This window comes from Pseudomonas sp. P108 (assembly GCF_032613195.1).
In the GTDB taxonomy this organism is placed as follows: Bacteria; Pseudomonadota; Gammaproteobacteria; order Pseudomonadales; family Pseudomonadaceae; genus Aquipseudomonas.
On the sequence record NZ_CP126691.1, the window covers coordinates 2,506,600 to 2,529,845 of the forward strand.

Annotated in this window: 20 protein-coding genes; 4 read left to right on the plus strand and 16 right to left on the minus strand. The window is 60.9% G+C overall.

Features of this window, described 5'->3' with window-relative positions:
* Positions 1-127 precede the first annotated feature (127 nt).
* The 7 genes from QOM10_RS11015 to QOM10_RS11045 all read right to left on the minus strand — a co-directional run bounded on the left by QOM10_RS11015 (position 128) and on the right by QOM10_RS11045 (position 8,851).
* Positions 128-643 carry an Hcp family type VI secretion system effector gene (locus QOM10_RS11015; protein WP_007919523.1) on the minus strand — a complete coding sequence of 172 codons (516 nt, stop codon included), beginning with the start codon at positions 641-643 and terminating at the stop codon, positions 128-130.
* A 430-nt stretch (positions 644-1,073) separates the two neighbouring features.
* A complete protein-coding gene (locus QOM10_RS11020; protein ID WP_316918036.1) occupies positions 1,074-2,453 on the minus strand; it encodes a VOC family protein in 1,380 nt (459 codons plus the stop codon).
* An 88-nt stretch (positions 2,454-2,541) separates the two neighbouring features.
* On the minus strand, positions 2,542-3,762 hold the full coding sequence (gene glcF / locus QOM10_RS11025; RefSeq protein WP_150774491.1) for a glycolate oxidase subunit GlcF: 1,221 nt from the start codon (positions 3,760-3,762) through the stop codon (positions 2,542-2,544).
* A 2-nt stretch (positions 3,763-3,764) separates the two neighbouring features.
* Positions 3,765-4,814 carry a glycolate oxidase subunit GlcE gene (gene glcE, locus QOM10_RS11030; RefSeq protein ID WP_316918037.1) on the minus strand — a complete coding sequence of 350 codons (1,050 nt, stop codon included), beginning with the start codon at positions 4,812-4,814 and terminating at the stop codon, positions 3,765-3,767.
* The gene (gene glcD / locus QOM10_RS11035) at positions 4,814-6,313 is read right to left on the minus strand and encodes a glycolate oxidase subunit GlcD (RefSeq protein WP_316918038.1); all 1,500 of its coding nucleotides are present in this window, start codon (positions 6,311-6,313) and stop codon (positions 4,814-4,816) included. Before glcD ends, glcE begins: the two co-directional genes overlap by 1 nt.
* Before the next feature lie 138 nt (positions 6,314-6,451).
* On the minus strand, positions 6,452-7,378 hold the full coding sequence (locus QOM10_RS11040) for an alpha/beta fold hydrolase (protein WP_150774494.1): 927 nt from the start codon (positions 7,376-7,378) through the stop codon (positions 6,452-6,454).
* Positions 7,379-7,399: 21 nt separating this feature from the next.
* Positions 7,400-8,851, minus strand: coding sequence for an NAD(P)/FAD-dependent oxidoreductase (locus QOM10_RS11045; protein ID WP_316918039.1), 1,452 nt, complete (start codon positions 8,849-8,851; stop codon positions 7,400-7,402).
* Between the two features lie 177 nt (positions 8,852-9,028).
* Here QOM10_RS11045 and QOM10_RS11050 point away from each other — a divergent pair, with 177 nt between their 5' ends.
* Positions 9,029-10,102 (plus strand): diguanylate cyclase, encoded by a 1,074-nt coding sequence (locus QOM10_RS11050; RefSeq protein ID WP_127926705.1) that lies wholly within the window; start codon positions 9,029-9,031, stop codon positions 10,100-10,102.
* A gap of 216 nt (positions 10,103-10,318) precedes the next feature.
* On the plus strand, positions 10,319-11,557 hold the full coding sequence (locus QOM10_RS11055; protein ID WP_316918040.1) for a M20/M25/M40 family metallo-hydrolase: 1,239 nt from the start codon (positions 10,319-10,321) through the stop codon (positions 11,555-11,557).
* 369 nt (positions 11,558-11,926) lie between these two features.
* On the opposite strand, the gene QOM10_RS11060 is transcribed toward QOM10_RS11055, so the two are convergent.
* From QOM10_RS11060 to QOM10_RS11095, 8 genes are all read right to left on the minus strand, one after another.
* Positions 11,927-12,796, minus strand: coding sequence for an oxaloacetate decarboxylase (locus QOM10_RS11060; RefSeq protein WP_007919546.1), 870 nt, complete (start codon positions 12,794-12,796; stop codon positions 11,927-11,929).
* 167 nt (positions 12,797-12,963) lie between these two features.
* Positions 12,964-13,998 carry an arginine N-succinyltransferase gene (gene astA, locus QOM10_RS11065; protein ID WP_316918041.1) on the minus strand — a complete coding sequence of 345 codons (1,035 nt, stop codon included), beginning with the start codon at positions 13,996-13,998 and terminating at the stop codon, positions 12,964-12,966.
* Between the two features lie 58 nt (positions 13,999-14,056).
* Complete coding sequence (locus tag QOM10_RS11070) at positions 14,057-15,073, minus strand: arginine N-succinyltransferase (protein ID WP_316918042.1); 1,017 nt, start codon at positions 15,071-15,073, stop codon at positions 14,057-14,059.
* A gap of 118 nt (positions 15,074-15,191) precedes the next feature.
* Positions 15,192-16,541, minus strand: a complete 1,350-nt coding sequence (locus QOM10_RS11075) for an APC family permease (RefSeq protein ID WP_007919552.1) — start codon at positions 16,539-16,541, stop codon at positions 15,192-15,194.
* 77 nt (positions 16,542-16,618) lie between these two features.
* Positions 16,619-17,371 carry an N-formylglutamate amidohydrolase gene (locus QOM10_RS11080; RefSeq protein WP_316918043.1) on the minus strand — a complete coding sequence of 251 codons (753 nt, stop codon included), beginning with the start codon at positions 17,369-17,371 and terminating at the stop codon, positions 16,619-16,621.
* Positions 17,355-18,686, minus strand: a complete 1,332-nt coding sequence (locus tag QOM10_RS11085) for a glutamine synthetase (protein WP_316918044.1) — start codon at positions 18,684-18,686, stop codon at positions 17,355-17,357. Before QOM10_RS11085 ends, QOM10_RS11080 begins: the two co-directional genes overlap by 17 nt.
* Positions 18,683-19,327 carry an isochorismatase family cysteine hydrolase gene (locus QOM10_RS11090; protein ID WP_127926711.1) on the minus strand — a complete coding sequence of 215 codons (645 nt, stop codon included), beginning with the start codon at positions 19,325-19,327 and terminating at the stop codon, positions 18,683-18,685. The genes QOM10_RS11085 and QOM10_RS11090 overlap by 4 nt, the downstream gene beginning before the upstream one ends.
* Before the next feature lie 2 nt (positions 19,328-19,329).
* The gene (locus QOM10_RS11095; RefSeq protein ID WP_016983252.1) at positions 19,330-20,184 is read right to left on the minus strand and encodes a MurR/RpiR family transcriptional regulator; all 855 of its coding nucleotides are present in this window, start codon (positions 20,182-20,184) and stop codon (positions 19,330-19,332) included.
* Between the two features lie 330 nt (positions 20,185-20,514).
* On the opposite strand from QOM10_RS11095, the gene QOM10_RS11100 reads away from it, so the two are divergent.
* Positions 20,515-21,084 (plus strand): histidine phosphatase family protein, encoded by a 570-nt coding sequence (locus QOM10_RS11100; protein ID WP_127926712.1) that lies wholly within the window; start codon positions 20,515-20,517, stop codon positions 21,082-21,084.
* Positions 21,084-21,839: a precorrin-6A synthase (deacetylating) gene (gene cobF / locus QOM10_RS11105; protein WP_127926713.1), complete on the plus strand. Its 756-nt coding sequence runs from the start codon at positions 21,084-21,086 to the stop codon at positions 21,837-21,839. Before QOM10_RS11100 ends, cobF begins: the two co-directional genes overlap by 1 nt.
* A 218-nt stretch (positions 21,840-22,057) precedes the next feature.
* Here cobF and QOM10_RS11110 read toward each other — a convergent pair whose 3' ends face one another.
* Positions 22,058-23,239, minus strand: coding sequence for an acetyl-CoA C-acetyltransferase (locus QOM10_RS11110; RefSeq protein WP_316918045.1), 1,182 nt, complete (start codon positions 23,237-23,239; stop codon positions 22,058-22,060).
* Positions 23,240-23,246: the final 7 nt, after the last annotated feature.

A 23,246-nucleotide genomic window follows, 5' to 3' on the forward strand; every position in this document is an offset into this window, starting at 1 on the left:
TTGTTCCTCGTGCTGTACAGCGGCGTGAGTCGACGACCGCAAAGCGGCTCAACTTACGCGAAATTCTGGAGGGCGAAAACAACATCGACCAGCAGAGCTGGCCGATGCTTGTAACGATCAGCCGTAATTAAACGACTGGAGCACGCCAGTCATCGGAACCCGAAGTACCGGATACTTCGTGGGTCCAGGTGATTTTACGGTAGGTGAACTGCACTTCTTCCAGGTGGGTGAAGTGCGAGTTGCCTGGATCCTGGCAGTTGTGCATTTTGTTGTTGATGGCGACGATGATCGCGTCTTCCAGTTTGGTGGTGTAGTAGTGCTCTTGGGTACCTTGAGCAGAAGTACGGAACCACTGGATAACGATTTCGCTCATGCGCTCGCCGGAGGTCAGAGCGGCTTGCAGCAGTGGCGAAGCCTTGTCGTAGACCTTAGTGATCACAACTGGCTTGTGAACGCGCTGACCGGTTGGCTGACCGGATTGTGGGTCACGCGGGATGATCACGTCGTGGCTGAAAGCCTGAACCATAACCTGGTCTTCGTGGCCTTCCTGGTAGGTGTTGCCTACGGAGTCAGCGGTGAACGCGCCTGCAGTGATCAGGCCTTGTTTTTCGCCGGTAACCGACATGTACGCTGGTGTTGCCATGGGGTGCTCTCCTTGCGGAATAATTTAAGGTGCCCGGGAGGCGAAATCGCCCGGTGGGTGCCTGACTGTTATCAAGGAGCGTGCCAACAATTGTGGCGGCCATACGGGCCGGGGTGTTTGCCCGGTTTTTCCGGTGGACGTGCGAAATAGAGCGGCCATCCAAGGCAAAAGTGCGCAAGAAGTTGCGCAGTACTGCGCAACTTCTTGCGCACTTGGCTGCAGGCCTTGTACCACGGTGCTTTCAGAGGTTTTTCCGGTCGATTTTGCAAAACAAGTGCGCAACTTCTTGCGCACAATGGCCACGCGCCATTATTTGGTCGAGGCGGCTGCTTAAAACTTTTAGATCAAAAGATCGCAGCCTGCGGCAGCTCCTACAGGGGAAATGCATTCCAAATGTAGGAGCTGCCGCAGGCTGCGATCTTTTGATTTTTCAACGCGCAAATTGGGTCAGACACTCATTGATCGAACGCTGCTGCGTCGCCGCATACAACCCCAACTCATCAATGGTCGCGCGCCCCAGCGCCTGCTCGAAGGTCTGCCGATTGGAATGCTCGCCATAATGCGCCTGCGCCGCGTCGCCAAGGTTCGACTGAAAAATCCCTGCCGCACTCACCGGCAGGAAATCTTCGTACACCAACGGTTCCGCTTTCACATAACCATCGCGCAACAAGTCCTCCAGAGACGACTGCCCAAGTCCTCCAGCGGCCAGGCCCTTTTCCGTGGCGAAATAGCGAAAGTACGCCAACCCTTTTTCTCGCATACCCTCGACACTGTCAGGAAATTCGCCAAAGTGCTGAGCCATCAGCGCGTTGTAGCGTGCGGCGTTGACTTCGTTGGGGAAGTCGCCGAGTTCATCGCGCGCTGCATTCAGCAAGCGGTCATACAGCGCCCTGCCTTTGGGCGTGAGTGCCGCGCCGCGCTGTTCGATTTCGCCGAAACGCGCGCTGTGACTGCCACGGGTCACGCTTTGATCGGTGAAGGCAATCGGCTCGTCCAGCGCCTTGAAACTGGTTTGGCGCAAGAGGATCGGGCATTGCCGGCGCGGCGGGCCTTCGATGACCGCTTTCGGGGTGATGCCATGGGCTGGCATTTGCTCCTGGACGCGGTCGATGTCCAGCGTGCGCGGCGTCAGGTGATTGATGTGCGGTCCTTTGAACGCCACCACATCGGCGATCAAACGGTGTTGGGCACTCAAAGTTTGATATTGCGCAGCGGTCACCGTAGCGCTGTGATGCCAGCGAAAAGTTTCCAGCGCCTGCAGGACGAATGCCTCGGCCTCGCTTTCATTCAAACCACCTGCGGTTTCAGCTTGCGCGATCAGGCGCAACGCCTCCGAGGTAAAGATCGAACGCTTGGCCAATACCGACTCTGCAAAGGCGCGCAGTTGCGCATCCTCAATCAACTCCAGGCGCAACAACGACGTGAACACCCGAAACGGGCTGACTTGCAGCGCGTCCTCATGCACTGCGCGAAAAGCTGTGGAGTGCACCGGCACGCCCGCCGGGGTCAGGTCGTAATAACCCACCGGTTGCATGCCCATCACCGCAAACAGACGGGCGAGGGTGGCCAGTTCCGTCGCGGTACCGACGCGAATGGCGCCATGGCGCTCCATGTCCAGTCGTTCGATTTCACCGGTGCTATCGAGCTGCCGGGCGATGTCCGGCTGACGTGCGAGCACTTCGCGGTTGGTCTGTTCCACCAACTGCATCAGCGCGCCGTACAGCGGCACTTCTTCGCGGTACATGTCGGACATCGCTTTGGAGAAGCGTTGACGGATCAGGTCGGGGCTGACGAACGGCTGCACGGTCATGAAAAAAATTCCTGCCACGGTCACGGAATGGATGAGGGAAAAGATCGCAGCCTTCTCGCACGCGGGCAAACGAAGAATCCTACGAACTTCATTCTGCCAACGACTGATCCACCAGTTCGATCCAGTGCATCACCCGCGTGCGTCCGGCACTGGCCAGATGGCTCTGACAGCCGACGTTGGAAGTGACGATCAGCTCAGGGCGGCCACTCTCCAGCGCATTGAGGCGGTTGTCGCGCAGTTGCCGGGCCAGCACCGGTTGCGTCAACGAATACGTACCCGCCGAGCCGCAGCACAAATGGCCGTCGGGCACGGCGGTAAGATTGAAACCCAGGCGCGTCAGCACGGCTTCCACTGCCCCGCCCAGTTTCAACGCATGCTGCAAGGTGCAAGGGCAATGCACGGCAATCCGCCGTTCAGTGGCGGCGCAGATCTGTTCGAGCGGTTCCTGCGCGAGTATCTGCACCAGATCCAGCGTCCGCTCGCTGATTTCCCGGGCCTTGGCCGCATACACCGGATCGTCTGCCAGCAAATGCCCGTAATCCTTGATAAATGCGCCGCAACCGCTGGCGGTCTGCACAATCGCTTCGGCACCGTTTTGCAGGTGCGGCCACCAGGCATCGATGTTTTGCCGGGCGCGGTCGAGGCCTTTGGCTTGCGCGTCGAGGTGATAGTCCAACGCGCCGCAACACCCGGCCTCGGCCACCGGCGTGACACTGATGCCCAAGCGATCCAGCACCCGCGCCGTGGCGTCATTGGTATTTGGCGATAACCCCGGTTGTACGCAGCCTTCAAGCAACAACACCTGCCGGGCATGGCGCCGGGCGGGGCGCAAACCGGAAAACGGCAGATGCTGCGGTAGTTTACTTTCAAGCAAACGCGGCAACAGCGGCCGAAACGTCGTGCCCATGCGCAGCAAGCCTTTGAACAACCCCGGATTCGGCGCCAATGCGCGCAGCCCCTCACGCAACAGACGTTGCGCCGCCGGACGCGGCACCGCTTGATCGACCACCGCGCGGCCAATGTCGAGCAGGTTGTGATAGTCGACGCCGGACGGGCAGGTGGTTTCGCAGTTGCGGCACGACAGGCAGCGGTCCAGGTGCAGTTGCGTCTGCGCCGTCGCGGGTGCGCCTTCGAGCACTTGCTTGATCAGGTAGATGCGCCCGCGCGGGCCATCGAGTTCATCGCCGAGCAATTGATAGGTCGGGCAGGTCGCGTTGCAAAAGCCGCAATGCACGCAGGTGCGCAGAATCTTTTCTGCCTCGGCGGCGCGGGGCAGTTGTCGCGATTGTTCGCTGAGGGTGGTTTGCATGGCTAGAACTCCGCGTACATGCGCCCGGGGTTGAACAGCCCTTGCGGGTCGAGTTGCGCCTTGAGTTGTCGGTGATAGCGCAGCAGTGTCCAGGCCAGCGGCTGGAACGGCGAAGAGCTGGCGCCGTGGGTGAAGCAGGTGGCATGGCCGCCGAGTTCCTGAGCGAGAATATGAATGTGCTCAACGTCGGATTTCAGCCAGCGTTGTGCACCGGCCCAGTCGATCAGTTGCTCGCCGGGCAGATCCAGTGGCCCGAGATTGTTCGGCAACGACAAGCGCCACAGCGGCAGACCTTCGTTGAAAAAACCTAGACGCTGCTCATTCAGATCGCGCCAGAACCCTGAGTCCAGCGGCTCACCACCAAGGCGTTGATGCGCCGCCGTCACCGAACCTTCGCCGCCCTCGAGACGCAGATACAGACTCTGGCCATCGTGGCAGGCGGCACTGATTGGCAGCGGTTGCTGACCCCACTCGGCAAGCCTGGTCAGCGCCCGCGCGCACTCCATGTCGAGGCGAATGCTCAGGCACTGGCGCGGTTTCGGCAGGACTTTCAGCGAGACCTCGGTGAGCACGCCGAGGCAGCCATAACTGCCGGCCATCAGCCGCGACAGGTCATAACCGGCGACGTTTTTCATCACTTCGCCGCCGAAGCGCAGGTGCTGACCGAGGCCGGTGATCACCCGCGTGCCGAGGACGAAGTCGCGCACCGAGCCAGACCACGGCCGCCGAGGCCCGGACAGCCCCGTGGCGATCATGCCGCCGACGGTCGCGCTGTCGGCGAATGCCGGCGGTTCGCAAGGCAACATTTGTCCGGCGGCATCCAGCGCCGCCAGCAGCTCGGACAACGGCGTGCCGGCGCGCGCCGTGACCACCAGTTCGGTCGGCTCGTAACGGACGATGCCGCGGTGGGCGCGGGTGTCGAGTACTTCGCCGGCGACCTCGCGGCCGAGAAACGCTTTGCTGTTGCCACCCTGAATTTTCAGCGGCGTGGCATTGGCCCGCGCCTCGTTGACCTGATCGAGCAGGGCGCTGGCGGCGTCGACATCGGCCATCAGAAACGCTCCAGTTCGGGGAAGGGCAATTGCCCGGCGTGAATGTGCATCGCGCCGAATTCGGCGCAGCGGTGCAGGGTCGGAATGTTCTTGCCGGGATTGAGCAGGCCTTGTGGGTCGAACGCGGCTTTTACCGCATGGAACAGGCTCAGTTCGTCGCTGTTGAACTGCGCGCACATCTGGTTGATTTTCTCGCGGCCGACGCCGTGTTCGCCGGTGATGCTGCCGCCGACCTGCACACACAGTTCGAGGATCTTGCCGCCCAAGGCTTCGGCGCGATGCAGTTCGCCGGGTTGGTTGGCGTCGAACAGAATCAGCGGGTGCATGTTGCCATCGCCGGCATGGAACACGTTGGCCACGCGCAAACCGTATTCTTCACTGAGGCGGGCGATGCCTTGCAGGACGCCGGGCAATTCGCGGCGCGGGATGGTGCCGTCCATGCAGTAATAGTCCGGTGACAAACGGCCGATGGCCGGAAAGGCATTTTTGCGCCCGGCCCAGAACCGTACGCGCTCGGCTTCGTTACGGGCCTGACGCACTTCGGTGGCGCCGGCGGCGGTCATGACCTCACGCACCCGTTGGCAATCGTCGTGGACATCGGCCTCGACACCGTCGAGTTCGCACAGCAGAATCGCCTCGGCATCGACCGGGTAACCGGCGTGGATAAAGTCTTCAGCGGCGCGAATGGCGAGGTTGTCCATCATCTCCAGCCCGCCGGGAATGATCCCCGCCGCGATGATTTCGGCGACCGCGCGGCCGGCCTTTTCCACTGAGTCGAAACTGGCCAGCAGGACTTTCGCGACTTGCGGTTTGGGCAGCAGTTTGACCGTGACTTCGGTGATGATCCCCAGCAGGCCTTCGGAGCCGGTGAACAACGCGAGGAGATCGAAACCCGCTGAGTCGAGTGCATCCGAACCGAGGGTCAGGCGTTCGCCTTCGATGGTCAGCACTTCGATTTTCAGCAGGTTGTGCACGGTCAATCCGTACTTGAGGCAATGCACGCCGCCAGCGTTTTCGGCGACGTTGCCGCCGATCGAACAGGCGATCTGCGACGATGGATCCGGCGCGTAATACAGGCCGAAGGGCGCCGCTGCCTGAGAGATCGCCAGATTGCGCACCCCCGGCTGAACCCGCGCGGTGCGGGCGGCGGGGTCGATGTGCAGAATATTATTGAAGCGCGCCATTACCAGCAGCAGGCCCTGTTCCAGCGGCAAGACGCCGCCGGACAAGCCGGTGCCGGCGCCACGCGCAACCACCGGGACGTTCTTCTGATGGCAGAGTTTGAGCAGGGTTTGCACCTGCTCGAGTCGACGGGGCAGGGCGACCAGCATCGGCGTGGTGCGGTAGGCGGAGAGACCGTCGCATTCGTAGGGTTTGAGTTCTTCGTCTCGCCACAAGATGTCGAGGTCTGGCAGCGTTTGCTGCAATGCCTTGAGGAATTCGGCCTTGTTCACCTGCGGCAATGGACCGTCGAGGCGTTCGTCATAAAGAATATTCATCTCAGGCTTACCCCTTGCTGATCGTTCCCACGCTCTGCGTGGGAATGCAGCCCGCGACGCTCCGCGTCACTGGACGCGGAGCGTCCCTTGAGGCATTACCACGCAGAGCGTGGGAACGATCAGGGGCCGGGCGCGTTGTCATCTCTGGCTTCCCAAAAACTCGCGATAAAGCTCTGCCGTATTCCCCGGCTGTTCAACCATCGGCATGTGCCCGACGTGATCCCAGACATCCACGCGCAAATTGGCGATGCCCTTGCTCCAGACCGGCACGCTGCTGACATCGATCAGCCGATCCTTGCGGCCCCAGAGCAACAGCGCCGGGCATTTGATGTCGGCGAGTTTCGGCTCCATCGGCGGGCTGGCGCGAAAATCGCGGAAGATCTCCTCGAGTTCATCGCGTTGTTGTTCGTAGCGCTGGGCGATGGCGTCCAGCACCAGGTTCGGTACCCACGGCGGCGATTCCATGGTCATTGCATAAAACCGGCGAAACTCCTCCCGGGAATTGATCAGAAACGGGTTATGCCCGCGCGCCAGATGCCGCTCCATGTCGCTGACCTCGGGCGCGGTGACGCCTGCCGGGTCGATCAGCGCCACCGAGGCGATGCGGTCGGGATAAGTCGCCGCCAGCCACGCGGCAATGTAGCCGCCCATCGAGTTGCCGATCACATGGACTTTCTCCACGCCGCAAACGTCGAGCAACTGGATCATGCGTTTGGCCTGCAACGGAATGTCGTAGCCGCCGCCCGCCTTGAAGCCGGTTTCACCATGGCCGGCAAGGTCCGGGATGATCACCCGATACTGGCGCACAAAGTGCCGGGAAAAGCGCAGCCACAGGTTCTTGTCGGCGCTGTAGCCATGCAGCATCAGAATCGCGCTGGCCGCTTCGTACGGCCCTCCTTGCCAGGTCGAGACGGTCATCTCGGCGATCGGCACTTCGATCTTGTGCAATTTGTACAACTTGGCCTCGATGGCCATGTTCAGGTCGTACAGCCAATGACCGACCGCCGGATAACTCAACCAGCTCCAGGCCACGAAAACCGCGAGGGCGACAAACAGCAAAAGCATCGACGTCTTCCTTTTACGTGTTCAGGACAGAATGTGGTCGGCCGGTTTCAGCGCTCGGGTCAAGCGGTGATAGCTGAAACTGAAGCCGGGAAACATCGCGATCACATGACCGCTCTTGCTTTGATACCAACTGTGGCAGCCGCCGGACTTCCAGACCGTGCGCTCCATCTCCCGATGAATCATCTCAGTGTAGGTACGTTCCGCATCACGGCGCACTTCGATGCTGCGCAGACCCTTCGCCCGCACGGTGCGAATGCAGTCGAGGATGTAGTTCATCTGCGACTCGATGATGAACAGCGCCGAGGTGTGGCCGATGCCGGTGTTGGGGCCGGTGACGATAAACAGGTTGGGAAAGTCCGGCAGGCTGGTGCCCAGATACGCGCGCGGGTATTGCGCCCAGACCTCTCTGAGTTGCACGGCGTTTTTTCCGCTGACCGGATAGGAAATCACCCCATCGGTGGCGTCGTAACCGGTCGACCAGACGATCAGATCAACATCGATGTGTTGGCCGTCCTCAGTGTTGATGCCGCTTTCGTCGATGGAAGCGATGCCTTGTTCGCGGGTATGCAAGGTGACATTGGGACGGTTCAGCGCCGGGTAATACGTGCTGGAAACCAGTACCCGTTTGCAGCCGATGGTGAAGTCCGGGGTGAGTTTTTCTTGCAGCAGCGGGTCCGGCACCTGGCGTTTGAGAAAGCGCAGGGCGTGCTGCTGGACCATGTGAATCGCCGCTTTCGAGTATTTGAACGCGATGACCCGGGTTTCGAATTGCCAGTAAATCAGCCAGCGCAACAGTTTGTAGGCGGGTTTGCGGCCAAGCAGCCAGCGTTGCAACGGCCCGAACTGGCGATCGGCGCGGGGCAGCACCCAATGGGGCGTGCGTTGGAACACGTGCAGTTGCTCGACCTGTGGCGCAATCGCCGGAATCACTTGCACCGCACTGGCACCGCTGCCGACGATGGCCACGCGTTTACCGCGATAGTCGTAGCTGTGATCCCAGTTGTTCGTATGAAAAGTCTCGCCTTGAAAGCGATCCCGGCCGGGAAAGTGCGGGATAACCGGTTGGCTCAGCGGCCCGGTGGCATTGATCAGGAACTGCGCATAAAAGGTGCCTTTGCCGGTGTGCACGGCCCAGCGTTTTTCCGTGTCGTCCCATTCGACGCGCTCGACATTGGCTTGCAACTCTACGCGTTCGCGCAAACCGAACTGCTCGATGACATGCTCGGTGTAGCGCTGCAGTTCGGCCTGCCCGGCGAACATCTGCGACCAGCGGTACGGCGCAAACGACAGCGAATACAGCGGCGACGGCACGTCCACCGCTGCGCCGGGGTAGGTGTTCTGGCACCAGGTGCCGCCAAAGAAGTCCCGTCGCTCCAGCAGGCGAAAATCGTCGATCCCGGCCTTGAGCAGGTTGACCGCAGCACATTGACCGCCAAAACCGCTGCCGATGATCAACACGTGGTAGGTGTGCATGGGCCTCCTTCTTATAGTTGTTTTTCCATTTTGCTCCTTTCATGTATAGCCAAATATTTGCACGGCGTGTGGCCCTGATGTCGCTCTATTCAGCCCGCTGGCCGGTGATGGCTATTTAACGTCGCCCTGTTAGACTTCCAGCACATCCGTCCTGCGGTGTGCGTGATCGAGGTCCTTATGGGAAATACCGGAGGAAAGGGACTTTCATTGGCCAGGAGGCTTTATACATCGCGCATCCTCGGGTTGATTCTGGGGCTTGTGTGCGTGAGCGTGGCGATGTACTCGCTCGATCCGCCGCTGTGGGTCTGGGCGCTGATGTTCTTCAACGGCCTGGTCTGGCCGCATCTGGCGTTTCAATGGGCGCGCCGCGCCCGGGTTCCTTACCACGCTGAACACCGCAATCTGTTGATCGACGCCTTTTTCGGCGGCTTTTGGCTTGCCGCCATGCATTTCAATCCGCTGCCTACGGCGACGACTATTTCAATGATGGCGATGAATAACGTCGCTATCGGTGGTTCACGTTTTCTGTTGGCAGGCTCTGCGGCGCAGTTGCTCGGGGTCGGCGTCGGGCTGGTGGTGTTTGCTCCGGCATTCGTTCCGCAGACCACGCCTGCGCAAATGTACGCCTGTTTCCCGTTACTGCTGCTGTACCCGCTGGCGCTGGGCTGGATCTGCTTTCGCCAGGCCTACACCCTCGGTCGACATAAACGCGAATTGCTTGCCCTGAGCCGCACCGACAGCCTTACCGGGCTGCTCAATCACGGCGCCTGGAAGGATCAACTGGAGATTGCTTTTCAGCGCTGCAAACGGCAGAAGCAGGGCGCGGCGATTGCGTTGATCGACATCGATCACTTCAAGGCAATCAACGACACTTACGGCCACGTTGCGGGCGACATCGTGTTGCGCCAGTTGAGCAAATTACTTAAACAAAACCTGCGGGCGACTGACGTTGCCGGGCGCTATGGCGGTGATGAGTTCTGCGTGATTTTGCCGGATCTGCCGCTGTTCAACGCCGCGCAGGCCATGGAAGCGTTGCGCGAGCGTTTCGCGATTCTGGGTTATGAGCAGAATCCGGCATTGAAGGTCAGCTTGAGTATTGGCCTGGCGGCTTACGATCCGGCGCATGCCGACGCGACGCGCTGGCTTAACGATGCCGATCAGGCGTTGTATGAAGCCAAGGCAGGCGGGCGTAATCGGGTGATCTGCAATTGCGATGACAAGCCCCGGCAGACATTGCTGGATTCGGTTTGATCCGCATCACAACAAATCCATTGTGGGAGCGAGCCTGCTCGCGAAAGCGCTGGGTCAGCCAACATTGATATCGCCTGACACGACGCCTTCGCGAGCAGGCTCGCTCCCACAGGGGGTTGTGTGTTGTCGGTTAGATCAGTGTCGCATTCGGTGTAGAGCCTCGCGCCGATGTCGGGTACGGTTAAATCCCCTCCGACGCGAAACAAGGATCGCTTCATGACGTGCTCATTTTCTCGCTCCCTGCTGGCTGCCAGTCTTGGCCTGTCTCTCGCTTTCTCCGCTGCCCACGCTTTCGCCGAACCGCACAAACAAGTGCTCGCCGATGCCGAGCAATACCAGCCAGAAGCCCTGAAGCTGCTGGAACGGCTGGTCAATATCGACTCCGGTTCCGGCTATGAACCGGGCCTCAAGCAAGTCAGCGACATCGCCATCGATGAGCTGAAAAAGCTCGGCGCGACCATCGAACTGGTGCCCAATACGCCGGAAAAATCCAACCATGTACTGGCCACGTTCAAAGGCACCGGCAAGGCGAAAATCCTGCTGATAGCGCACATGGACACGGTGTTCAAGGAAGGTTCGGCGGCCGAGCGGCCGTTCCACATCAAGGACGGCCGTGCTTACGGGCCGGGGGTGATGGATGACAAGGGCGGCATCGTCGCCGGGATCTATGCGTTGAAAGTTCTGAAAAACCTCGACTTCAAGGACTACGCGCAAATCACCTTCCTGCTCGACGCCAGTGAAGAAACCGGCTCGGACGTCGCCACCGACCTGATCAAGAAAACCGCCAAACAGCACGACGTGACCCTCAACCTCGAGCCGGGCCGCCCGGCCGATGGCCTGGTGGTATGGCGCAAGGGCAGCGCGACGGCGCTGGTCGAGGTCAAGGGTAAAGCCGCGCACGCCGGCGTCGCGCCGGAGCTGGGGCGCAACGCCGCGATGGAGGCCGCGCACCAGATTCTGCAACTGGGCAAACTTGGCGATGAGGCGAAGAAAACCACCATCAACTTCACCGTGCTCAAGGCCGGTGACCGCACCAATGTGATTCCCGATCAAGCCACGGCCAAGGCTGACGTGCGCGCGGCGGTGCCGGAGGAGTTCGACCGGATCGAGAAGGATCTGGCGCGGGTGTCGCAGGACAAGCTGATTGCTGAGACGGAAGTGAAGACTTCGTTGCAGCGCGGCTTGCCACCGATGCCGCAGACGCCGGAGTCGGACCGTCTGATGGCCATGGCCCAGGGGATTTACGGGGAGATTGGCCGCAAGTTGACGGAGGAGGGCAGTGGCGGTGCGGCGGATGCGAGTTTGTCGGCCGGGGTCGGCACGCCGACGCTGGATGGTTTCGGGATTGTTGGCGGCAATATTCACACGCCGGAGGAATACGCCGAAGTGGCGAGCGTGGCGCCGCGGATTTATCTGTTGTCGCGGATGATTATGGAGTTGGCCAAGCCGCGGTGAAGGGGTGATCGTTCCCACGCTCTGCGTGGGAATGCCTCAACGGACGCTCCGCGTTCGGCTTTGTGTGGGACGCAGAGCGTCCTGGGCTGCATTCCCACGCGGAGCGTGGGAACGATCATTAAGCCGCGGTGAGGTGGTTTGCGGTGTGATGAGGTCGGCGGGGTGCCAGATAAATCGGCCCCTCACCCTAACCCTCTCCCAGAGGGAGAGGGGACTGACCGTGTTGTTTGTGGTCCATGTGGCAACCAGCAGATCAAGTTGAATGCAAATTCGCATTCAACGGGTCTCTCACGTCGGCAGTATTTGTGTTCAACACTGATCAATTGTAGGAGTGAGCCTGCTCGCGATGGCGTCAGCCCGGCCAACCCATCACTCCTTGACGCTCATGTATTCCTTGGCCCAGAGAATGTATTCCTCCGGTTGGGTATAGGTGTGCGTCAACTCGGTCGCGCTCAAATCGGACGCCTGGGTAAAGATCTGCCGCTGTTCACGCAAGCTGTCATACGTCGCTTTGATCGCCGCAAAGTACGCACCATGCCCATCAATGGTCACGCGCACACCGAGTTCGGCCAGACGTTTGTCATCGCGCAACGCGGGGTTGCCGTAGGTCACCAGCATCAGCGGAACGGTCAGGTGTTCGGCGATTTGCTCGAGCTGATCGAAATCCTGAATCCCGACCATGCAGATGCCGTCAGCCCCGGCAGCCTGATACTGGCGAGTGCGGCTGATGATTTCCTGGTTCGGCAGGATGCCGGCGTTGGTACGGGCGATGATCGCCATTTCCGTATCAACCCGGGCTTCCAATGCCGCGCGGATCTTGCCGACGCCTTCGGCAACGGTGATCAGGTCGGTGGATTTGCGGCCGAATTGGGCCGGCAGCAAGGTGTCTTCGATGGTCAGGGCGGCGACCCCGGCGCGTTCCAGTTCAACGATGGTGCGCATCACGTTGAGGGCGTTGCCGTAGCCGTGGTCGGCGTCGGCGATCACCGGCAATTGGGCGACGCGGCCGATGCGGGTGGCCTGTTCGGCGAACTCGCTGAGGGTGATCAGGGCAAAGTCCGGGGCACCGAGCACCTGCAACGAGGCCACGGAACCGCCGAGGATCCCCACTTCAAAACCGAGGTCAGCGGCAATGCGCGCGGACATCGGATCGAACACCGACGCCGTGTGATAGCAGGTGTCAGAGGCCAGCAGTTGACGGAAGTTACGGCGCAAATCTTGATGGGAAAGCCTGGTCATACGAGTTCCACCAATACAAAGGAATGGAAAGGCTTGAACAAAGGTGTCAACGCCGAAGAATGAAAAGGCTATCACGCGAATGGGTCAATGATCATGACGAATTTGCAAGGGACAGGTTGTCGCGGACCCTTTTGCTGAAAGGATTTACCTTTTTGCGGTGATGACCGTCAGGCCGCCACCGCCTGTTGCTGTTGATTAGGCAGTATCGCCGCGCGCACCGAATTGCCTGGTTGCAGTTGCAGGCGCTTGGCGGTGAGGCGGTCGATCACCAGGCTGCTGCCGACCCGGCGGGCGCGGGCGACGGTGATGCGGCAGTTTTCCAGACGGCGGTTGTGAATCAGCCACAACGGTGCCTGTTCATCCGGGCTGCCGAGGCTCAGGGTCAGCTCGACGCTCTCGCGCACGGTGCGGATATTGCGCACCGGCGCTTCGATCACCGGGCCGCCGTCGAAGATGTCGATGTAGCCTTTGTGGGTAAACCCTTCGGCCTGAAGGATTTTCAGCGCCGGCTCGGTATTCGGGTGTGCCTGGCCGATCGCCGCTTGCGCCTGTTCGGTGAGCATGCAGGTGTACAGCGGCTGGCGCGGCATCAGTTCGGCGATGAACGATTTGTTGCCTAGCCCTGACAAGTGATCGGCATGGCTGAAGTCCATCTGGAAGAAATGCCGGCCCAGACTGTCCCAGAACGGCGAACAACCGTGTTCATCGGCGCTGCCGCGCAGCTCGGCAATCATCTTCTCGCCGAACAGATGCGGGAACTCGGCAACGAACAGCAACCGCCCCAGCGACAGCAGGCGGCCATTGCTGCCGTGGCGCTGATCATGGCCAAGAAACAGCGAGCACAGCTCCGATTGGCCGGTCAGTTCGTTGTTGAGAAACAGCGTCGGTATCTGCCGCTGAATGCCCAGATCCGGCGCCGAACTCACGGTCAACCCGACCCGATAGTTGTACCAGGGCTCGCGCAGGCCGACCGCCCCGGCCAGTGCGCTGACGCCGACCACGCGCATGTCGTCGTCTTCGAGCACAAACAGATAGTCCGCGTCGGCCCGTTCCACCTGTTCGGCGAACGCTCGTTGCGCCCAGCGGACCCGGTGGGACAGGCGATCTTCGTTGGCCGGCAGGGTGGTGAACCCCGGGCCGGCCTGTTGCACCAGCGCCATCAAGGCTGGCAGGTCGCTGACTTTGACCGGGCGGACAATCATGCTGTAACTCCTTCGCGCCTGTTCGGGCACTGTCGTTGGCTGCGCAACCGGGCGGGTTTCACAGGGCAATCAGCCGAATCGGGCTGCCATCGGTCACGTTCAGCGCCGCACACATTGCAGGGGTGAGGGACAGCGGTTGATCGGGTTGGTAATCGAGTTCGGCAATCATCGCCCGGAAGCCGTGCAGCGCGTCATTGCTCAGCAGATAACGGCCACGGGCATCGATCTGTGGCTGTTGCTGCACCGTTGCCATCTGGCTACGCGCGATCGAACGGATATTGGCGGTGCGCGCATACAGAGTCGGGCCCGCGTCGAACAGGTCGATGTAGCTGTTGGTTTCGAAGCCTTCACGCTCAAGGATGTCGAACGCTTCCTGACCGTCCGGGTGGATACGACCGATACAGTCTTGCGCCGCTTGCGGCAGCATCGGCACGTAAATCGGGTATTGCGGCATCAGTTCGGCGAGAAAGGTGCGGCTCTGCAGCCCGCACAGGCGTTCGGCTTCAACGTAGGGCAGGTCGAAGAAGTGTTTGCCCAGTGCATCCCAGAACGGCGAATGACCTTCCTCATCGCTGTAGCCGACGATTTCGGTAATCACCGCCTCGGCGAAGCGCGGCGCATGAGCGGCCATGAACAGCAGGCGCGCCCGTGACAGCAACTCGGAGAACGGCGTGCGCACCAGATTGGCGTCGATGTGAAAGCCGCGCAGAAGTGTGTGATCGTTGAGATCGTGGCACAGCGACAGCGCTGGCACGCCGTGTTCAATGTTCAGCTCGCGGGACGCACTGGTGAAATGGCGATTACGCAGGCTGTAGAACGGCTCGTCGAAACCCGCTGTGGCGAGAATTTCCGAGCAGCCAACCAGACGCTGTTCGTCGAGGTCTTCCAGCACAAAGAAGTAATTCTCCGGGCCGTTAGCCGCCGCCGCGCTGGCAAACGAGGCGCAGGAACCGGCGATTTTCGCGCGCAGGCGCTCGCTGTCGTCCGGCAGGGAGGTCACGCCCACCAGACTGTCGCGGGCCAATTGTTGGAGCTGGGGCAGGTCAGTCTGCTCGACTGGGCGTAAGACCAGCATGGATGTACTCCTGTATCAAAAGGTTCGGCAAAGTCGCCGAACCTGACTATCACTGTCGGTTTCCACGCGATAAATCGGCGGTCGCCTGATTTGTTGTCAGACGCCGCTCTTTTTCTTGTCAGCCGTTGCTCGGGTCAGGCAGCGCGGTACTGGCGCCGAGCTTGTTGAGGAAGAACAGGTACACCAGACCCAGAGCAATCCAGATCAGCCCGAGTTTCTGCGCATCGACGCCCATGTTGTACATGATGGCCGCGACGATGATGAAGCCGACCACCGGGCAGATCAGGTGACGCACGACCTGACCGGACTTTTGCCGACGCCAGTAGTAGTTGATCACTGTCAGGTGCAGCAGCATGAAGCCGCTGAGCGCGCCGAAGTTGACCAGCGAGGTCAGGGTGTCGACCGAGTTGATGAACAGGTAGCAGATGACCAGCGACAGCACCGCCACCAGATAAATGCTCAGGTACGGCGTGTTGTGTTTCGGATGAACCTTGGCCAGCACTTTTGGCAGTTTGCCGTCGCGCGCCATGCCGAACAGCAAGCGCGAAACCGCGGCTTGCGAGGTGATGGCCACGGCCACGCCCCAGGCCAGCGCCGTCGCGACAGCGGTCAGAGTCGCCAGCCAACTGCCGGCGGCGATTTCGGCGATTTCATAGAACGCGGTGTCGGCGGACTTGAAACCCATGCCCGCTGCCAGATCGGTGGCGATCCAGGTTTGTGCAACGAAAATCACGCCCATGACCACCAAGGTGATCAACGCGGCTTTACCGACGCTCTTGCCCGGATCCCCTTTGATTTCTTCGGCGAGGGTGGAAATCGCATCGAAGCCGAGGAACGACAACACCGCAATCGACACCGCCTGCATCAGCAGGGCGAAGTTGAAGGTTTCCGGGTGATACAGCGGCGCCAGGGTCAGCTCGCCGTTACCGCCACCGTTGTGCAGGGCATTCCACGCGTAGAACAGGAAGATGCCGAGTACTACCAGTTGCGCCAGCAGGAAGATGATGTTCATCCGCGCGGTAAAGGTGATGCCGCGCAGGTTGACGAAGGTCGCGCTGACCAGAAACGCCAGAATAAAGCCGACTTTCGGGATGTCCGGGTACAAATGGTTGAGCGCCATCGCCGCGTAGACGTAAAGCAGCGGCGGAATCAGCAGGTAATCGAGCAGCATCAGCCAGCCGGCGATGAAGCCGACATGTTGATTGAGGCCGCGTTGCGCATAGGAATACACCGAGCCGGCAATCGGAAAGGCCTTGGCCATGCTGCCGTAGCTCAATGCGGTGAACAGCATCGCCACCATGCCGATGATGTACGCCAGCGGCACCATCCCCGGGGCTTCGGCGTTGACGTAGCCGTAAACCCCGAACGGGGCGATTGGGATCATGAAGATCATCCCGTACACCACCAGGTCGGTCAGCGTCAGGCTACGTTTCAACTCTTGCTTGTAGCCGAATTCTTCAATTTCCATGAAGCGCAACTCCTTGTCAGCCAGTCGGTCGTTTTAGTTGTTATCGGTCCATCGTTTACAGCGTCAGCAGTCTTTCATTACAGCAATGGCGCGAGGTATCCGGCCCAGCGCGATACGGCTTCGGGGCTGCGCAGCAAGTCGTTGCGCACCTCGATCAACACCGAGTCGAGGCCACGGGCATCGCCGTGCACGGGCACGGTCATGTCGCCCAGCGGATCAATCCTGTACGGCTGATTACCGGCCACTTTCAGCGGGTGTTCGCCGAGTCCATCGAGCAAACGTTGCGCGTAGGCCTTGGCCTGACCGAACAGCACGCCGGCTTCCAGCGGTCGCGGCTGGCCGTAATACACCGGAGTGAAGCTGTGAATCCCCACCACACGCACTGCCTGGCCCTGAGCAACACGCTCGTCGATCAAGGTTTGCAAGCGCGCGTGAAACGGCTTGAACAGGGTCTGACGGCGGTATTCGCGGGTGGCTTCGTCCAGCTCGCGGTTGCCCGGCACCTGATAAATCTCGCTCTGCGCCGGAATGCTGTCCGGGGCATGGCGTGGCCGGTTCAGATCGATCAGCAGGCGCGAATAACTGGCACTCAACAGAGTGGCGCCGAGCCTTTCCGATAACTGCTCGGCCAGTTGCAACGCGCCGATGTCCCAGGCGATGTGTTCGCGGGCGGCGGTAGCGTCCAGGCCCAGATTGTTCAGGGCCTCGGGGATGTAGCGGCTGGCGTGTTCGCATACCAGAATCAACGGGTGCGTCGAGTCGGCGCGGCTCAGGTTGTAGGCCGGGCGGGTGTACAACCCCAGTTCGGCGGATTCAGTACAGGCGTGCATAGTACTCACACAAGTCAGCGGGCGAGAGCTGTTCCGTCAGCGCCAGTTCCTCGGTTTTCAGGGCGTAGTAGGTGTCGAGCAGCGGCTTGGGCAGCCATGCAGTGAAGGCGCCACTGTTGCGCAGGCAATCCAGCGCCTGGGCCAGCGAGGCGGGCAGGGCGACGATGCCCCGGGCCTTGCGTTGCTCGTCGTTGAGTGAATCGGGAATTTCATTGGTGATCGCGTTCAGCGCCAGGCGTTGTTCGATACCCAGTCGCCCGGCGATCAGCAGTGCAGCCATGGCCAGATGCGGTGAGGCAGTGGCGTCCATGGCGCGGAATTCGAGGTTGAACTGGTTGGCCACGGGCTTGCCGCCGAGGGTCACGGTCGGGCAGATGCGCAGCGCTGCTTCACGGTTTTGTTGGCCGAGACAAGCGTAAGAGGCGCTCCAGTGATGCGGCTGCAAGCGTTCGTACGACACCGGAGTCGGTGCGGTAAACGCACACAGAGCCGGCAAGTAATGCAGGATCCCCGCCGCCCAATGCTGGCCGAGGCTCGACAGACCATTGCTGGTACCAGCGTCGTAGAGCATCGGCAGACCGCCCAGATCGAGCAGGCTGACGTGCAGATGCACGCCGTTGCACACCGCGTCGGCGGCGGTCTTCGGCGCAAAGCTCAAATCGAGACCCATTTGCCGGGCGATCTCGCGGCTGATCTCGCGCACGTTGACGGCACGATCGGCCGCCGCCACGCCGAGCGTCGGGCGGCAGGTGATTTCGTACTGGTGCTTACCGTACTCGGGCAGAAACATTTCCGGCTCGACACCGCCGGCGCGCAGGGCACTGAGCAGCCAGCCACCGAACTCGGCACCTTGGCGCTGGGCTTCGAGGGAGAACGCCAGATGCTCGGCAAAACCGGCGTGCAGGTTGAATTCATGTTCGAACGCGGCGTTGACCTGCAAGCCCAGTTCATCGCGATAACGTTCGATTTCGTCACGCAACAGCGTGCGCGGGCAGGCGCCCCACGGGCGGCCATCGGTTTCGCGAATATCGCCGTGAATGAAATCCAGCGCCGGCGCGTTGGCGTCGGGGCCGTTGCCAACGGTGACGCGGCTGCTCAGATCGGGAATCAGCCGCAAGTCGCCATATGCACCCCACGGATTGGTTGAAGCAATGATGTCCTGCGGCGTCAATGCGCTGTTGGCTGGCACCCAGCCGCAACCGGCGGCCTGATAATGCTCAAGCTCATCAGTAGGAAACGAGCGACCCCGGGTGATGCCGATCAGGTCAGTGGTGACCAGCGTGGTCATCGGCAGCGGCGTCAGGCGCGTGCTCATGGCTGCATCTCCTGCAGGCGGGCGAGCACGGTGTCGGTGTCGGTGATCCAGCAGTAACCCTTGATCGCATTCAGGCAGGCGTGATGGCGTTCGGCGCTGTAGGTGGCGCAGGCATCTTCGACCAGCGTGACCAGATAGCCACGGTCGGCGGCGTCGCGCACGGCCATGTCGACGCACTGGTCGGTGACGATGCCGGCGATGATCAGGTGGCGGGTTTCGAGGTTGCGCAGCACGTAGTCGATGTTGGTCGAGTTGAACACCCCGGACGAGGTCTTCGGCAGGACGATTTCGTTTTCCACCGGGCTCAGGTCTTCAATGATCCGCGCCTGCACGCTGCCTTTGGGCAGGTGCATGTCCGAGAGCTTGTGATCGAGCGAACGGTCGCGGCCATCGGCGGTAAGGCTTTCGATAATGGTGTGCAGCACGTTCTGCCGCGCCTCGCGAAAAGCACTGAGCAAACGACGTTGATTGGGTACCACCTGCATGTGCGCGCGGGTCAGGAAATACTCGGCTTCAGGACCGTTGAGGTGCGCGTCGAACTGCGGCTCGAGCCAGGCACGCTGCATGTCCACCAGCAACAGCGCGGTGTGATCGGTGACAAACGGCAAGTCCCGCGGCGAGCGGTGGGGAAGGCTGAACATCCTTATTTATCCTCCAGCAGGTGGGTGTTGAAGTCATTGCGCAGGGCATCGATGCCTTCCAGGCGATCGGCGAGGTTTTCGGTGCGCAGGGTCAGGCAGGCAATCAGTGCTTCGACCTGAGCCAGCGCCGGCACCATGGTGTCGAACGGCGAGGCCGATTCGACCGGGGCGCTGATGATCAGGTCGGCCAGTTCGCGCAGCGGCGAGGCGTAGATGTCGGTGAACAGCACCACACGGGCGTTGTTGTTCTTCGCGGCACTGGCGACGCGCAGGGCCTGAGTCTGGTAGCGGCGATAATCGAACACCAGCACTACGTCCTGGCGTTGCAGATCGAACAGACGATCGGGCAGTTGCGCGTTGTCTTCCAGAGCGAAGCAACCGGGGCGCAGCAGGCGCAAGTGATTGAGCAGGTAAGTGGCCATCAGGCTGCTGAAACGCCCGCCGAAGCAATAAACCTGATGCCGCGCGTCGAGCAGCCAGTCGGTGAGAATGCGCACGTCTTCGGGTTGGGTCAGCGATTGGGTTTCGACCAGCAGGCGATGGCTGTCGCCCAGATAGTGGCTCCAGGCGTCGTCCTTGTGCTGATGGGCGCGCGGTTGCAACAGCGTACGCGGCGAGCGCAGACGATGATCCATGTCGCTGAGCAGGGCATCCTGAAATTCGGCATAACCGCCGAAGCCGAGTTTTTTCACCAGCCGCACAATGGTCGGATCGCTGACGCCGGCGTGTTCGGCCAGACGCGCCATCGGCCCCAGACCGTTACGTGGGTACTGATCCAGCAAGGCGCGAACGACTTTGCGCTCCGACGGCGTAAGATCCAGGCCGGGGTCGGTGATCAGGTCTCTGAGAGGGGGCATCCGGGCTCCTGCTGGATGGAGGGTGTTGAATTCGCTTCATAATCCGTTAAAACAGTATTTATGTAACTGACGTTACATGTCTAGTGAATTTTTCAGTGTGTTGAAAAGGCTCCAGAATGGAGCGAGATGCCCGTGTAACAAGGGCTACACGTAATTCGATCGCGCTTGTAGTCCATTGCCCACAACGCTGTCAGATATTGCCGTATTCCTGGCGTCGTCGTTTTTTGCCGTGGCGATCCAGTAGCCCCGCAACCCCCGGTTTACGGCACAATTGCCCACAGAGCGGCTTGGCGCCGTTGATTTTCATGAAGGCCTACCGGAGCGATCCCTGTGCAGACCACTCGTTTGACATTGATTTGCCATGCACGAACCGTCGCACAGAAATTGGCGTGTTTTCCTACGAATGAACCTGTTGAAAATAGTGGGTTGGCGCCAGGATCTCTGGCCGACCGTTTCGATGCCTCGCGGCGCTTGATTTGCGCGCCGGAATTGCGCACGCAACAGACGGCGGCATGGTTTGGTGCGGATGCGCAAATTGAAGAGGCGCTGCGCGATTGCGACTGGGGCCGCTGGCATGGGCTGTCGATCAAGTCCCTGCAACGCTCGGAAGCCGCCGCGCTGCATGCCTGGCTGGAAGATCCCCACGCCATACCCCATGGTGGTGAGTCGGTGGCGCAGTTGTGTGAACGCGTGGCGCAGTGGCTGACCAGCCTGCAAGCCACGCCGGGGCATGTAGTGGCGGTGACGCATCCGTTTGTCATCCGCGCCGCGCTGATCCACGTGATGCGCGGCACCGCGTTTCATGACATTGATGTCGAACCATTGTCGATGGTCGAACTGCGCTTCACCGGGCGTTGGCGGCTACGCTTGCCGGGCCTGGACGTTAAAGGAGCACGTTGATGAAACAACTGCTGGTGATCGGCATCGGTGCCGGTAATCCCGACTACATCACGATGCAGGCCGTGAAGGCGCTGAATCAGGTCGACGTGTTCTTCCTGATGGATAAAGGCCAGAGCAAAGACAAACTGATCGACCTGCGCCGTGAGATCTGTGAGCGCTACATCGACGACCCCGACTATCGCTTCGTCGAAGCCCACAGCCCGGAACGCGAGCGCGGCGATGTCGACTACACGGCCAGTGTCGATGAGCTGAACCGTGCCAAGCAGCAGACCTTCGAGCGGCTGATCAATGACGAATTGTCTGATGGCCAGTGCGGCGGTTTCCTGGTGTGGGGCGACCCGGCGCTGTACGACAGCACCGTGCGCATCCTCCAGGCCATTCTGGCCTCGGGCACCTGTGCCTTCGAGTTTGACGTAATTCCCGGGATCACCAGCGTTCAGGCATTGGCGGCGCAGCACAAGGTGCCGCTGAACACGATCGGCCGTTCCATTGAAATCACCACCGGGCGGCGTTTGGCGGCCGGGCAGGTGAGTGATGCGGACAGTCTGGTGGTGATGCTCGATGCTGAAGATTCGTATCACCACGTCGCGGATCGGCAGACCGAGATTTACTGGGGCGCGTACCTGGGCACGCCGGACGAGATTCTGATCAGTGGCAGGCTGGCGGATGTCGCGGATGAGATCGAGCGGGTGCGCAAGGCGGCGCGGGCGGAGCATGGGTGGATCATGGATACGTACTTGCTGCGTAAGCCTTAGATTTTCGCTGGCCGGGCTGGCCCCTTCGCGAGCAGGCTCGCTCCCACAGGGGAACGCATCTCAAAATGTGGGAGTGAGCCTGCTCGCGATAGGGCCGGAACATTCAACGCACATTTCGAACAGGCAAAAAAACACCCGGTGCAACGCAAGTCGCACCGGGTTTTTGTTGCCAGCGAGCGGCGGATGTCGTGGATCCGCCATTCACCGTTGAACTCTGGTTAAGCGCGTTCCAGCGCCAGCGCCACACCCTGGCCGCCGCCGATGCACAGGGTCGCCAGACCCTTCTTCGCATCACGCTTGATCATTTCATGCAGCAAGGTCACCAGCACACGGCAACCCGATGCACCGATCGGGTGACCCAAGGCGATGGCACCGCCATTGACGTTGACCTTGTCCAGATCCCATTGCAGATCCTTGGCCACCGCAAGCGATTGTGCGGCGAACGCTTCGTTGGCTTCGATCAGGTCGAGCTGGTCGATGTTCCAGCCAGCCTTGTCGAGGCAGCGGCGGGTGGCCGACACCGGGCCGATGCCCATGATTGCTGGATCAACGCCTGCGTTGGCGTAGGCGGCGATTTTCGCCAGAACCGGCAGGCCGAGGGCTTTGGCTTTCTCGGCGCTCATCAGGATGACCGCAGCAGCGCCGTCGTTCAGCGACGAAGCATTACCGGCGGTGACGCTGCCGTCCTTTTTAAAAGCCGGACGCAGTTTCGCCAGGGATTCGGCAGTGGTGTCGCCACGCGGTTGCTCATCAACCTTGAACGCCACCGGATCGCCTTTGCGCTGCGGGATCAGGATCGGGGTGATCTCATCGACAAAGCGGCCGGCTTCAATCGCGGCGGCGGCTTTCTGCTGCGAGGCTGCCGCAAAGGCATCCTGCTGCTCACGGCTGATCTGGTATTTGTCGACCAGATTCTCGGCAGTGATGCCCATGTGGTAATCGTTGAACGCATCCCACAGACCGTCACTGATCATGGTGTCGACGATTTGCGCGTGGCCCATGCGCAGACCGGTGCGTGCGCCCGGCATCACGTAGTTGGACAGGCTCATGTTTTCCTGGCCGCCGGCGATGATCACCTCAGCGTCGCCGCAACGGATCGCCTGTGCGCCGAGGTGCAGGGCTTTCAGGCCCGAGCCGCACACTTTGTTCAGGGTCAGCGCTGGTACGGCGTGGGGCAAGCCAGCCTTGATCGCCGACTGACGCGCCGGGTTCTGGCCGGCGCCGGCAGTCAACACCTGGCCCATGATCACTTCATCAACCTGCGCACCGTCCAGACCGGTCTGCTTGAGTAGCTGGCGGATCACCGCCGCGCCCAGATCAACGGCGGAAACGCTGGCCAGGGAACCCTGGAAACTGCCGATCGCGGTACGCGTGGCGGCAACAATTACGACGTCTTGCATTTTCGAA

What these genes read in the sequence shown, in the direction of transcription:
- QOM10_RS11055 (WP_316918040.1), top strand. Translation starts at nt 10,319, where the DNA reads ATGACGTGCTCATTTTCTCGCTCCCTGCTGGCTGCCAGTCTTGGCCTG.
- QOM10_RS11070 (WP_316918042.1), bottom strand. Translation starts at nt 15,073, where the DNA reads ATGCTGGTCTTACGCCCAGTCGAGCAGACTGACCTGCCCCAGCTCCAA.
- glcD (WP_316918038.1), bottom strand. Translation starts at nt 6,313, where the DNA reads ATGAATATTCTTTATGACGAACGCCTCGACGGTCCATTGCCGCAGGTG.
- glcE (WP_316918037.1), bottom strand. Translation starts at nt 4,814, where the DNA reads ATGGCCGATGTCGACGCCGCCAGCGCCCTGCTCGATCAGGTCAACGAG.
- QOM10_RS11050 (WP_127926705.1), top strand. Translation starts at nt 9,029, where the DNA reads ATGGGAAATACCGGAGGAAAGGGACTTTCATTGGCCAGGAGGCTTTAT.
- QOM10_RS11020 (WP_316918036.1), bottom strand. Translation starts at nt 2,453, where the DNA reads ATGACCGTGCAGCCGTTCGTCAGCCCCGACCTGATCCGTCAACGCTTC.
- QOM10_RS11045 (WP_316918039.1), bottom strand. Translation starts at nt 8,851, where the DNA reads ATGCACACCTACCACGTGTTGATCATCGGCAGCGGTTTTGGCGGTCAA.
- QOM10_RS11090 (WP_127926711.1), bottom strand. Translation starts at nt 19,327, where the DNA reads ATGTTCAGCCTTCCCCACCGCTCGCCGCGGGACTTGCCGTTTGTCACC.
- QOM10_RS11015 (WP_007919523.1), bottom strand. Translation starts at nt 643, where the DNA reads ATGGCAACACCAGCGTACATGTCGGTTACCGGCGAAAAACAAGGCCTG.
- QOM10_RS11075 (WP_007919552.1), bottom strand. Translation starts at nt 16,541, where the DNA reads ATGGAAATTGAAGAATTCGGCTACAAGCAAGAGTTGAAACGTAGCCTG.
- astA (WP_316918041.1), bottom strand. Translation starts at nt 13,998, where the DNA reads ATGATTGTCCGCCCGGTCAAAGTCAGCGACCTGCCAGCCTTGATGGCG.
- QOM10_RS11080 (WP_316918043.1), bottom strand. Translation starts at nt 17,371, where the DNA reads ATGCACGCCTGTACTGAATCCGCCGAACTGGGGTTGTACACCCGCCCG.
- cobF (WP_127926713.1), top strand. Translation starts at nt 21,084, where the DNA reads ATGAAACAACTGCTGGTGATCGGCATCGGTGCCGGTAATCCCGACTAC.
- glcF (WP_150774491.1), bottom strand. Translation starts at nt 3,762, where the DNA reads ATGCAAACCACCCTCAGCGAACAATCGCGACAACTGCCCCGCGCCGCC.
- QOM10_RS11085 (WP_316918044.1), bottom strand. Translation starts at nt 18,686, where the DNA reads ATGAGCACGCGCCTGACGCCGCTGCCGATGACCACGCTGGTCACCACT.
- QOM10_RS11040 (WP_150774494.1), bottom strand. Translation starts at nt 7,378, where the DNA reads ATGCTTTTGCTGTTTGTCGCCCTCGCGGTTTTCGTGGCCTGGAGCTGG.
- QOM10_RS11095 (WP_016983252.1), bottom strand. Translation starts at nt 20,184, where the DNA reads ATGCCCCCTCTCAGAGACCTGATCACCGACCCCGGCCTGGATCTTACG.
- QOM10_RS11060 (WP_007919546.1), bottom strand. Translation starts at nt 12,796, where the DNA reads ATGACCAGGCTTTCCCATCAAGATTTGCGCCGTAACTTCCGTCAACTG.
- QOM10_RS11110 (WP_316918045.1), bottom strand. Translation starts at nt 23,239, where the DNA reads ATGCAAGACGTCGTAATTGTTGCCGCCACGCGTACCGCGATCGGCAGT.